The 11,996-nt window shown below is 55.1% G+C and carries 10 protein-coding genes; all 10 read left to right on the plus strand.

Translation table 11 applies throughout. The features are described 5' to 3' along the window. Nucleotides 1–276: 276 nt before the first annotated feature. A complete protein-coding gene (gene lgt / locus F560_RS23670) occupies nucleotides 277–1,167 on the plus strand; it encodes a prolipoprotein diacylglyceryl transferase (protein ID WP_083932140.1) in 891 nt (296 codons plus the stop codon). After that, nucleotides 1,118–1,258 (plus strand): hypothetical protein, encoded by a 141-nt coding sequence (locus F560_RS26325; protein WP_245554894.1) that lies wholly within the window; start codon nucleotides 1,118–1,120, stop codon nucleotides 1,256–1,258. The genes lgt and F560_RS26325 overlap by 50 nt, the downstream gene beginning before the upstream one ends. 502 nt (nucleotides 1,259–1,760) lie before the next feature. Further along, nucleotides 1,761–2,225, plus strand: coding sequence for a hypothetical protein (locus F560_RS0118860; protein ID WP_019007317.1), 465 nt, complete (start codon nucleotides 1,761–1,763; stop codon nucleotides 2,223–2,225). Between the two features lie 249 nt (nucleotides 2,226–2,474). Beyond that, complete coding sequence (locus F560_RS0118865) at nucleotides 2,475–4,772, plus strand: type IV secretory system conjugative DNA transfer family protein (RefSeq protein WP_019007318.1); 2,298 nt, start codon at nucleotides 2,475–2,477, stop codon at nucleotides 4,770–4,772. Between the two features lie 193 nt (nucleotides 4,773–4,965). Further along, nucleotides 4,966–5,844 carry a replication-relaxation family protein gene (locus F560_RS0118870; protein ID WP_019007319.1) on the plus strand — a complete coding sequence of 293 codons (879 nt, stop codon included), beginning with the start codon at nucleotides 4,966–4,968 and terminating at the stop codon, nucleotides 5,842–5,844. Nucleotides 5,845–5,850: 6 nt separating this feature from the next. Continuing rightward, nucleotides 5,851–6,669: a conjugal transfer protein gene (locus F560_RS0118875; protein WP_019007320.1), complete on the plus strand. Its 819-nt coding sequence runs from the start codon at nucleotides 5,851–5,853 to the stop codon at nucleotides 6,667–6,669. A gap of 34 nt (nucleotides 6,670–6,703) precedes the next feature. Further along, on the plus strand, nucleotides 6,704–6,961 hold the full coding sequence (locus F560_RS0118880) for a hypothetical protein (RefSeq protein ID WP_019007321.1): 258 nt from the start codon (nucleotides 6,704–6,706) through the stop codon (nucleotides 6,959–6,961). Between the two features lie 6 nt (nucleotides 6,962–6,967). After that, entirely contained in the window at nucleotides 6,968–7,672 is a 705-nt protein-coding gene (locus F560_RS0118885) for a TcpE family conjugal transfer membrane protein (protein WP_019007322.1), read from the plus strand. 58 nt (nucleotides 7,673–7,730) lie between these two features. Next, a complete protein-coding gene (locus F560_RS0118890; protein ID WP_019007323.1) occupies nucleotides 7,731–10,223 on the plus strand; it encodes an ATP-binding protein in 2,493 nt (830 codons plus the stop codon). Beyond that, on the plus strand, nucleotides 10,220–11,752 hold the full coding sequence (locus tag F560_RS0118895; protein WP_020621296.1) for a hypothetical protein: 1,533 nt from the start codon (nucleotides 10,220–10,222) through the stop codon (nucleotides 11,750–11,752). The genes F560_RS0118890 and F560_RS0118895 overlap by 4 nt, the downstream gene beginning before the upstream one ends. The last annotated feature ends 244 nt before the right edge of the window (nucleotides 11,753–11,996 follow it).

An 11,996-nucleotide genomic window follows, 5' to 3' on the forward strand; every position in this document is an offset into this window, starting at 1 on the left:
AATTGATCTATGATTGCAAGCTCGACCGGCAACTTTCTAACAGATTCCGGGAGAATGGCATCCCAGATGGTCAATTGCTCGTCTCGAAGTTTCAACATTTTCTTCACCTCTTGGAAGGATTCCCGAGGGCTTCTGTTGAACTCCTATAGCAAAGGAATTCTTCCCTCGGGGTGTGGAACTTTGTTATCTCGTCAATAACAATTTCCATTTTGAGGTGCTGAATTCCTTTTAATTATGCTCAAAACACCCTGACTTTTTCAGGGGAAACTATTTACGATTGGTGATTATGCAGTACGTTCGTACGGACTCGTTGTAGCTTTGGCTGTGTTGCTCGCAATGGGCGTTGCCAACTTTTTGGTTAGAAAAACCCCTTACCAGAAGCACATCCCCAATTTGATCTTATATGTTATTTTGGGAGCAGTGATTGGTGCAAGATTTTGGCATGTGTTCTTTTTTCAGTGGGACTATTATGCCGAGCATTTATCTGAAATTCCGGCGATCTGGAACGGAGGCATCGCTATCCAAGGTGCTCTGGTCGGCGGATTTGCCGCAGCGGCCATTTATACACGTATACAACGCATTTCATTCTGGGAATTGGCTGATTTGGTTGCACCGGCTATCGTATTAGGACAAGCAATAGGTCGTATCGCCTGTTTTCTGAATGGGGATGCCTATGGTTCTCCGACAGGCTCAAGCTTTGGAATCGTATATCCAGAAGGGACGATGGCTTATGACGCATACGGCTTCCAGCCTTTATGGCCGGCAGAAATATGGGAAGGGCAGTGGGACTTGATCGTATTTGCAATATTAATTGCCCTAAAAAACAAAACTTGGCCGACCGGTTTTATTTTTCTGGTGTATAACATCTTATACGCGGCAGGACGGTTTATGCTCGAGTTTTTACGGGGGGATTCGCCTCGGTATGCATTCCATTGGACAGCAGGGCAATGGACCAGTTTCGCTGTCATCATAGTAAGTATTGGTTTCATGGTTTATCTAGTCTATCGATCGAAACAAGGAGAAAATGGAATGTTAGTTTCTGACGGCATCAATTCGTCTGGGAGGAGGTGGTCAAATGGACTGGGCTTGGTTACTAACACTCGCTTGTCCCCTCATGATGCTGATCATGATGAAGGGAATGCACGGGAACAAAGGAAACCGGAGTGAGCATGGAAACGCTGAGATTGATGCACTAAGAAAACAGAATGCAGAACTAAGTCATCAATTGAAAGAACTTAAAAACAAACAAAGTTATTAATGGTTTTCAGTGGGGACGTGATCCCTCCTTATGTATTGGGATTCATGTCATAATGAACGAATTCTAGATCATCTATCCAATATTCCTTTCCTAGACGAGCGATTTACCTGAAACGACCCGACTTTCCTATCAAGGAGAGTCGGGCTTTTTTTAAGTTGAATGTAAAAAAGTTCTATATGACATAGAACTTTTTACTCCAAAAGTTCTATCCAAAGATTCACCTTATCCGATTTAGGATGCCGGACTACAATCAAATTGAGCGCTCATTCATATCAATGAAAGGGGCACGGCAAATGATTCCTTTGGATAACAAACCGGTTTCTTCACTTAAAGATAACCAGGCTGTCTTGTCTTCAATTACATTTACATCCTGGAACGGAAAAGTTGAATGCAGGAAAAGTACTCACAAGTCGAAGTCGTCACTAGCTTATTATGAACAGTTGATGCGGCACGATTGGCACACCAAGGTCCGGCACCGGATCAGGCAGCGGGGGTGGAGCCGGTGAGTGCTCAAGTTCCACACGCTCAAGTGGAAAATTGGCTGTTTGCTTTGCCTGAATGGAAGTCCCGGTTGGAAACGCTGGAGTCGCAGCAGGACCATATACCAGGTTTGACGCAAAAGTTCGAACTGGTCGCGATTCATGGGAAAGGACAAAAAAACGAAGCTATCTTAAACGAAGTGATCCGGAGGCTGCAAGCCCAAGAAATAGAGATTCCGCTATTGCAGATGAAAATTCAAATGCTGGAGGCGGCAATCCGTTCGCTTCTCCCAAAAGAACAGCAGTTTGTCGAATATCGATATCTGCTTCGACTGCCCCATGCGGATGTTATGGAAAAGTTGAAGACAACGCATCGTATCTACTACCGCAACCGCAGAAGGATATTAGCGCATATTTATCGTTTTGTCGGCGGAGATGATTCTATTCTTGGTTTACAGGACGATTTATTTTCATCAGAAGGTCAGTAGAAGGTCTCTTGCGGGGAAAAAAGTTATCAGAGAAAGGCAGACGACAGCGTCACCAAAAAAGTGGTAATCTAATAGTGTGAAAAAGTGTAGACAGGCCATCCGTGATTTCTGGATCGCCTGTCTTTCTTATTTTCAGAAATCATCGGGAGAATTGAGTATCTTGGAGGTTTCAGGTGGGAGGTGGCGCAAGGTAATCGGTATAGCCATTTGAATGACAACCGAAAACAGGTACGGAGGGAGGGGGCAGCGATGCTCTCCTTTTTGTTTCCGCGCTGGTGTGAGCCGGGTCGCGGCAAGCACAAGCAGACTCTATGGTTCGAAGTGATGCCCTCCCTCGACGCCGCGCCGATGGACTTTGCCAAGGCTTCGCGTTTTGCCAGGCATATTAGCCAGCTCGGCCATCCCCGATTCAAGCGTCTTCGGTACGGACAGATCTATTTTCGTTACCTGATCCAGTGCGCAGGACCTGCTGGACGCGTACGAATCTATTTCTCGGTCCCCGACATTCGTTGGATGGGGTTTCGCACGGGCTTTCATACGCAGGTGTCCGGGATCTATTTGCTCCCGGTGGAAGCGCCTGTGTTTGCCGCCGGTTCGGACAAAAACGTGATCGTTGCCGAAGGACGTCCGGCGTACAAGGGAGTGCTGTCGGTCGCTGCCATTCATCCGGCGGGCAAAGACCCAGTGAACGAGATGATCGCGGCGATGGGAGCGGGAGAACTCAAGGCGGGCGAGGAGGTATGGCTGGAGCTGGCGTTTGCGCCAGCGGGCAAGCGCCTCCTGCTACGGCGTGTCCGCAAAGCGGAAGCGTGGCTGCGCTCCCCGGCGAACGAGCCGATGTCGCTGAAAGCGATCTGGCGGGAAATGAACACGAACCAGAAGGAGGAACGTGGGCCGCGGGAATTGACGGCCCACCAACAGAACGTCATGCGTTCGCTTCAGAGCAAGCAGGACGAGGATGAAATCGGGCTGTGGACGGGTTTTCGCGTGCTCATTCGTTCGCATGCGGCCAAAGCGAGGCTGCACACGATGAACGACATGCTGCAGTCGATGAGAAGCGGCAACGGCATTGTGCTGCGTCCTGTTCGAGGCAATAAAGCATTGCTTACGCCCGGCGCTCCGTCGAAGAAGCTGCTGTTTACTTCGGAGGAGCTCGGCTACTGGCTGCGCATTCCCGCCTTTGGCGATCCGGCCGCCGCGCATATGGAGAAGATGCATGCAAAAATCGTACCTGCACCAGCCGGCTTAAACCGCGGGCTGTTTATCGGGAAAAGCAACGTGCCGGGCGCGGATCAGGAGATCCGCATGCCGGTGAACCAGATGCTCAAGCACGCTTTTCTCGCCGGAACAACCGGATCAGGGAAAACGTCGACGCTGCTCTCTATCATGACGAATATGGTGGATGACTTGGAGCGTTCGCCGGACCAAGCGCCGGGCTTTACGTTTCTCGATCCGCACGGCGGAGCGATTGAAACATTGCTGAGCTATATTCCGAAAACTTTGTACCCGAAGCTGCACATCATTCCACTCGGACATACCGACCGGCCGCGCGGCTTCAACTTGTTTCAAGCCGCGCATGCGGATATGCGGGAAAGCCTGACCGGGGAATTTGTCACGACGCTGCAGCAGTTGTTTCCCGGCTCCCGGCCGCGGGCAGAGCATTATCTCCGCAACGCCGTACTCAGCTTGTTATCCGTGCCACCGCAGACCGTGCTCGGCATTGTCGACATTTTCTTTAACGAGACGTATCGGAGAAAATTGCTGCCGCGACTAGACGTTCATTTGCGTCACTTTTGGACGGACGAGTTTGCGCAAATCAAAAACGTGGGCGAGCATCTAGGCCCAATCCTGAACAAACTCGGCGCGCTGACAACGTACCCGACCTCGCGGCGGATGCTCGGCCAGCTTCACAGCAGCGTCAATACGCGGCAAGCGATGGATGACGGCCATATCGTTCTGATCGACGGCTCCGGCTGCGTGCCGGATTTGCTGAAGATTTTAGCCAGCCTGTTTTTCATCGACTACCACTTCACCTGCCGCAAGCGGCCGCAGCACAAATCGAGGGCACACTTCTTTTTTGCCGATGAAATGCACCTGTTCGCGACGGACATTTTGACGAAAATATTGGCCGAGGACCGCAAGTTCGGCTTGTCGCTGTTTTTGGCTACGCAGTATTTGTCGCAACTTTCCGATCGCATTCTGGAGGCGATTCTCGGCAACGTCGGTACGCTCATGCTGCTGCAGCTTGGCGGGCCGGACGCGGACAAGATGTCACGCTGGCTCAAGCCACTCGTCACGAACGCCGATTTGATGAACCTGGCGGAGCTACACGCCATCGTGCGCACGAAAGGTCACGAAGGACGGCTTGAGCTGTTCACGGTCAAAAACGATGTCGTCCCGATCCGGCATGAATCCTGGATCAAGGAGGCGTGGGCCTGGTCCGACGCTCATGACGGTCGATCGGCAGCGTCCGTCGAAAAGGAGATGACGGTCGGGGAAGGCCCCGGGTCGCCTTTGCATGGATGGCGGCGCGAGGTTCCGGATTAGCAGGTTGGAGCCGCTTAAAGACTGAGACAAAGACTGAGATAAAGTCTGAGATAAAGACTCAGATAACCGTCTCGGTCTGAAAATGCGGCACAATCCGCAACCTGGCGCATATTGCGCCCCTGAGCCGATCCGGACTTACTCACATCTGCGAGGGCAGCGACAAAAACAGCATGAAGGGAGGAAACCAAACCACATGTACGAGGCAGCAAAAAAAGAAATGCTGGCAACTATTTACCGGTACGGACCGATGACAGCAAGCCAATTGGCAACGGTAATGAATTACCGCTTGCCCACCTTGTACGCCATGGCTAGCCAGTTGAGCAGACAAGGGCTGGTGCGTAGCATCCCCCTTCCTTTCCTTCGACTTAACCATGTGGGGTACGGGCTGACGGCCGAAGGGGCAAAAGCGGCAGCGATGCTGGCGGGCGAAGAGGAAGGCTTTCGCATGAAGGCGTGGGAGAAACATCCGGTGCAGCTTGAGCATGTATACGGCACAAACGCTTTTTTCGTGTCGCTCATCCGGCACAGTCTTGCGCATGAAGGCGAAGGTCTGACGGAATGGCAATCCACTCGGGAAGCAGCCGAGCAGTATGCGAGCTTCAAGGAATCGGGCAAAAAAACGATGCTTCTCCGTCCGGATGGCCTTTGCACTTATGTGTTGCCGGGACGCGGGCGGCTCGTGCTTCATCTGGAGTACGACACCGGAAGCGAGAACCAGTGGAAATTGCAGGACAAGCTGTGGCTGTATGGGCGGGTGCTGTCTGCCGCATGGCGCGCGGTAACCGCTGTGCATGTATTGTTCGTAACCAAAATCGAGTCGAGGCCGAAACGGCTGCTGCGGCTATGGGCTTCGCTTGGCGAGGGGCCGCTTCTGGGCCGCCCGCTGCCGAATGTCTGGGCGATCAGCGAAAGCGAATGGAACCGTCGAGGTGTGGATGAAGGGCTCTGGTGGGGACCGGAAGGGAAGCGCATCAGGCTGAAAGACATGCCGCTTTTACCCCTGTCCTCTGACCCGGACCTCCCGCTTCTCGGCAAACAAGCGCGGGAGCCGTCCCCGATGCTGGGGAGGTGAGTCAACATGGATATGCGCTGGTTTCCCAAGCTGCTGCTATGGGCGATGCTGATCGTTTCCTGTCTGGGCGCAGTTTCCACACTCTTGCGAACGGAAGCCGACCCGACGCCGGTCATCCTCAAGCGGACAATGGAGCAGCAGATGGCGATCCATACGGCGCTGAGCTTTGCCCGTGAATGGATGCGATGGGACGGAGAGGAGCTGCCGGAGGCGCGCATTCAGCGGCTCAAACCTTACGTCAATCCGGATGCCCTCGTCCGCGTTGCGGCTCTCCAGTCGGAACAAAAAACGAAACGGCAGGAGGTAATCGCGGCGGAGTTCGTGTCCTCGTCCTCCAACGGTGGATCGCGTTATGCGATTCGCGTCCGGGTGATCGCGGCCAATCCCGAACGGGTCGTGTGGGAAGTCGATGTGCCCGTGTGGGCGCAGACGGGTAAGGGCGCTACAGTGACTGCGCCGCCGCTCATCCGTTCGCCGCAGGAGCCGCCCGCCGTTCCGGAAACGGCAAGCGGAGAACCGGCAGCATCTGCGGATGTAAAACAGCGAATGCGTCCGGCGATCGAAAGCTTTCTGAAGGCGATGTGTGAAGGCAGGGACACGGAAAGCCTGTTCAATTACGTCACGACCGGTGCAAAATTGAAACCGCTCGAAGGCCGGCTTCGCTTCCTCACGCTGGAGCGGTTGGAGGCTGCAGGAGTTGGACCTTACAAGGTCACGGTTACGTTTTCTGTGCAGGATGCAGCGACGGGCTTTCGTGTGACGCAGGTGTGGAAGCTGGCTGTGACGGAGGAGAATCAGAAGTTTTTTGTAGGGAGCGTAGAGTAAACGGCTCATCTAGTTCATCGAGGGGGTGGGAAATGTGGAAGGGGATTTTGTCAATACCGGTCTTCTTGTCATCAAACGGCTGCTGCAAGCCATTTTCCTCACGATTGCGATTTACCGGGGGGTGAAAATGTATGCCAACGGCGAAACGAACCGGCTCTGGTCACATATTATGCTGTCGGTCATTCTGGGCATTTTCGTTTTTGCTCCCGGCATTGCCAAGTACCTGGCGCTTTATGTGCTGAAGACGCTCGGCATTTCCGTGGACGGGCTGACGGACACAACCGGAGGGTGAAGCCGGATGGACGAGGATAAAACGGAATCGTATCGCGCGTTGTATCGGGTTCGCCCGCTCATTTACCATATCGGCGACATTCGATTGTGGATGCCGATCCGGCAGGATGGCGTCGTGCTCTGGTTTGTGTATATCGGCGTGTTTTTTATCTTTTGCTACGTGTTTCCGGTGCTCTCATGGCTGCTTCCCATCGATCGCACGATCACAATGGTTGTCGGGCCGATTGCCGCCGCATACTACACGGTCAAACTGGATCCGGCGGGGAAAACGGTGCCGCGCTATGTTCGGGACATCCTGCATTTCTTGGTGCGGCCGAAATGGTTTGTCCGCTGGCAGGCGATCCGTCAACCTGGAGGGAAACACAGGATCCGGTTTGTTGGCCGGTGCCGGCCGTATGAACGGATCTCGTTGCCAAAAGGCGGCGAGGCATGGAGCGGCAGCAGCGGACAACTACACGGGACGGTCGAGGGATTGCAGACGCTTTGCCTTCCCGCAAACGTGCGCATCCGCTGGCGCGGGCGAAGCGGAAAACTTCATGTCACGCCGCTGATACGGCAGTCTAAACGGGCGGTCGTTCCGCCAGTGGTACTGGAAGGAAAATCGCGGCGGTCGATGTCATGGATGACATCCGCTCCGGTGCAAGTTGAAAGAGAGAATAGAGATAAACATTTGGAGATATGGAAGGTTCGAAAAAGGAGCGACATTCATTGATATGCCACCGCCACATCCGGATCCGATGAAAACAGTTTTTGAAGGGGGGTGAGACGCATTGAAGTTTCCGGTTTTGTATTGGGAACAAAACCTCCTGTTTGACACGCTGCTGAAACCGTGGGCGGTGTACCGCATACCGCTGAAACCGTATGCGTACCAGTCGCCGGAGAAAAAGCGCGGCGCCGTGAGCCAGATGCAGCAGTTTTTGCACAGCTACCATGGCAGCGGCCAATTGTTATCCGTCACCCGGATGATGGACGCTGGCGTGTGGCAACAGCGGCGAATGGGGCAGGGCGCGGAATACGAACGGTATGTGAAAGCGGTCATGCAGCGGTTTGCCGAGCGGCGGCCGTGGCAGCGATCGCTTTATTTGATTTTGCAGCTATCCGCCGTGCACAAGCAGTTTCCGGAAGTGGATTTGTCAGGCCTGCGCAAGACGGGCGAAACACTGCGCGAATGGGCCGGAGCGTTCGGCCGCAACATCCAGGAACAGTTCTGGTACCGTCAGCGCGGGGAATTGGAGATGGAGCGCCTTAATATCGCGAAGTCCGCCGAAAGCTTGCAGTTCAATCAGGTAAACCATCACTTAAGTGGCGAGCGGTGCGGACCGCAGGAAATCGAATGGCTGATCAGGCGCGGCTTCTTTCGTGGATTGGCCGTGGAGCCGGAGCTGACGCTGACGCCGGAGACGATGCGCGAGGTGCGGGTGAAGGGCGAGAAGGTGCTGCTGCGCCCGAAAAAATCATTGCCGGTACTGCTTGCCGCCGACCTTGTCGGCGAAGAAAAAATGAAGACGTGGATCGTGCATCATGACGATGGGGAGGAAGACAGCCGGAAAAGCTATCAGGCGTTTTTCTTGGTCGTCGATGTGCCGGAGGAGATTTCGGCCATCGGGGACGAGTGGCTGTACGCGCTCGAAGACCTGCCTTTTCCCGCCGAGGTCAGCATTCACTTTCAGGTGCAGACGCCGCATGAAGCGGCGGGCGGGTTGCAGCGCAACCGTAAGGTATTAAAAGACCAGCGCCGCGAATACAAGGAGGCGTCCGAGGAAACGCCGATCACGCTGGAATGGGCCGGCAAACGCGGACGGGTGCTGGAGAACAAGCTGCAAAAAGGGATGCCGCTCGTGTGGGCGTCGACGTGGCTCAATGTCTCCGCCTCTTCCCGCAAGGAGCTGGAGGAACGCGCGGCGCAACTCCTGCAATTGTATGCCACCAAGCAAATCCGCGCCGTACGGTCCCCGGCGGATCAGGCACTGGCTTTCCAGCTCTTTTTGCCGGGATCTCCGATGGACAAGCAAAACCGGATCCCGATGGATCCGAAGTTTCTGGCAGCGGCCATGCTGCACGGTTCAAGAGAAATCGGCGATCCGGACGGGGATTACATTGGCCGGACGCTGCACCGCATTCCGGTTCTGCTCGATTTGAAGCGGCCGATGTCCAAGGAACTGAACCGTTCCGGGGCGATCGTCATCGTCGGTACGCTGGGTTCGGGGAAGTCGGTGCTGAAGAAGACGCTGTTCTACCACGGGTACAATCAAGGCGGCATCGTATTCTCGATCGATCCAAAGGATGAGGACAGCTGCTTTGCGCTCATCCCGGACATTCGTCAAAACATGGTGCGTCTGAACTTTTCGGCGGATTCGGCGACGAAGTTCAATCCGTTCCGGATGTCCAAAAGCGAGGACCGAGCGCACGGCATCGTGTTGGATTTCCTCAGCTTGCTGCTGGAGGGGACCCGCAATGACGAGCGGGCCGACGCGATCATGGAAGCCGTCGAGCGGACGTTCGAGCAGAAACAGCGCGATCTGTACACCTTTATGCAGGAGCTGGAGCGGGTATCGGCGGATTCGCCGGTGGAAGCGATCCGGGTGGAAGCTCGGCGCTGCATGAACCGGCTGCAGTCGTACTCGCGAAGCCCGTTCGGGAAATTTATATTCGCCCGCGACGGGGAAGAAAACGCGAACTTGAGCGGAGCGCGGTTTATCGTCATAACTTTGGCCGGACTGCCATTACCCAAGAAGCGGAACGAACGGCTGCACACGGCGCTGACGCCGAACGAGCGATTCGGTCTTGGCATCATGTATCTGGTCGCTGCGCTCGGAAGGGAGTACATGTTTTACAGCCCGCACGATCAGCTCAAAATCTTCGGTATCGATGAAAGCTGGATGCTGAAAGCTTTTCCCGAGGGTGCGCTGCTCATTGATGAAATTATCCGGATGGGCCGTTCCTTTCAGGTCGTGCCGCTGCTGGCAACCCAAAATCCGGGGGATGTGGCTGACGAGGAGACGAGAAACAATCTCGGCTCCATTTTTTGTTTCCGGACGGAAGATCCTCGGGCGATTGCGGACAACCTGACGCTGCTCGGACTCGATCCCGATGATGAGGACATGATCCAGGCATTCCGCGAGCTGAAAGCCGGGGACTGCTACATGAAAGACATTACCGGTCGGATCGGGCGGGTGCATATCGAGCCGACGCCGGACGATCTGCTCTCCGTGTTCAATACGACGCCGGATCGCCTGACGGCGGAAAGGAGGGAAACGATTTGAGACGACGATGCCGCTACGGGCTTTTGCTGATGGTGTTTATCGCATGCTTCATCACAAATCCGGCGGCCGTATTTGCGGAAGCGCCCAAAGATATGCTCGATCAGTTGCTGCCGGGCGAAAGCGAGATGGGCATCGAGCCCGGCGACCGGACGCTCGATTACCGCCAGTATCCGACGGATCACTACACTTGGGATTTGGGCTACGACCTTGTGGAGTGGTCCGGATGGAAGCCGAAGCTGAACAACCCGTTTCCGATCATTCTGAACTGGGTCGCCAACGTCGTGTTTATGCTCAGCGCCTTCATCACCCGCCTTTGCATTTTTCTGATGCAGCTCGGCTTTCACACCGATCTGGTCAACGAACAACTGTCGCTCATTCTCCCCATTATGGACGGGCTGCGAACGAGCATCTTTACCAAGTTTTTGCCGTGGGCGCTGGTGCTGCTCGCCGCATGGATGGTCAAGGTCGGGTATTGGAACAGCCAGACGACGCGGCTGATGTCCGGCGTGATCGGCTCGATTGTCGTGCTCGTCGGCAGCTACTGGTTTTTCGCGCATTCGGGGCAGAGCATTCGCGCGGTGTCGGAGACGATGGACAAGCTGACGCAAATTACGATGGGCTCCCTGGCCGCGCCTTACCAGCGCGTGACGGGCGAACAATTGGACGCGGGACTGGCGGATGCGGCGGATCAGCAGCTCATGGCGACGTCCAACCGGCTGTGGAAGCTGTTTGTCGACCGGCCGTGGCTGATCGGCCAGTTCAACCGTCAGGACGCAGGCGCGGTGCTCATGACGGCGGAGGAAGTCGAAGCGATTCTGGACCGGGCGGAGGACGAAGAGGTAACCATCGGCGTTCAGGCCGGGGATGCGTGGTCGCACTGGATGCGGCTGTATGCGCCCGGCATGACGCAGCGGGATATTTTGCGCAAGGTGCTGGGCGATGCGAAAATCGGCCACGGCGATCATGCGGACGTCCCGTACTTGTTCGCCGGCGGTTCGGCGGGCATTCGCTGTCTGGTGGCGCTGCTTTCGCTCATTGCCACGATGACGCTGTTGCTCTATGTCGGAACGATATCGCTTATTTTGATTCTGGCGCAGGAGATGGCACTGGCGATCATTATCCTCGCGCCAGTCGTACTGCTGCTCGGCTTATTTCCGGAGCGCGGTTTCGTATTTGTTCGCCGCTGGGTCGGCTGGCTGATCGGCGTGCTCGGCACGAAGGTCATTTACGGCTTTTACCTGGGCTTTACGCTGCTTGTCGCCGACATCGTGGCACGCGGCTCCGGCATCCTCATGCTGCAGCAAATTTTCGTGGCGCTGCTGTTCTTCTGCGCGTTTTTGTTCCGCAAAAAGATTTTGAAGCAGTTGCTCGGCATCTTTCAAGCGCCGACGCCGCACGAGATGTACGAAGCATCCAAGCAAGAAGTTGTGTATCACGTGGGCGAAGCGAAGCAGTCGTGGCAGAACGCGAAGGAACGAACGAAGAAAGCGAAGGACGCCGCGAAGAAGATCATTTCCAAGCTGAAGTAAAAAACGGGAGGAGAGGACATGGTTCGGATTGCGGAATGGCTGAAAAATGAATTTCTCGCGCAGACTGTTTTCTTTGCGGAGATCCGGGAGCGCGGTCTATTTTTCCGGGGAAGGCGCCAGTTCAAGGACGTCGAGTTTCTCGTATCCGCCTCGCGGCATGTATGGGTGAGGGAAGCGGGTTGCCGGGAGTGGAAACCGACAGGCGTTTACGTGCCGTCAGACGTCATGCCAAAAACAGCGAACC

Origin of the sequence: Cohnella laeviribosi DSM 21336 (assembly GCF_000378425.1) — a bacterium.
Classification (GTDB): Bacteria; Bacillota; Bacilli; order Paenibacillales; family Paenibacillaceae; genus Cohnella; species Cohnella laeviribosi.

What these genes read in the sequence shown, in the direction of transcription:
- F560_RS26325 (WP_245554894.1), top strand. Translation starts at nt 1,118, where the DNA reads ATGCTGATCATGATGAAGGGAATGCACGGGAACAAAGGAAACCGGAGT.
- F560_RS0118865 (WP_019007318.1), top strand. Translation starts at nt 2,475, where the DNA reads ATGCTCTCCTTTTTGTTTCCGCGCTGGTGTGAGCCGGGTCGCGGCAAG.
- F560_RS0118870 (WP_019007319.1), top strand. Translation starts at nt 4,966, where the DNA reads ATGTACGAGGCAGCAAAAAAAGAAATGCTGGCAACTATTTACCGGTAC.
- F560_RS0118875 (WP_019007320.1), top strand. Translation starts at nt 5,851, where the DNA reads ATGGATATGCGCTGGTTTCCCAAGCTGCTGCTATGGGCGATGCTGATC.
- F560_RS0118885 (WP_019007322.1), top strand. Translation starts at nt 6,968, where the DNA reads ATGGACGAGGATAAAACGGAATCGTATCGCGCGTTGTATCGGGTTCGC.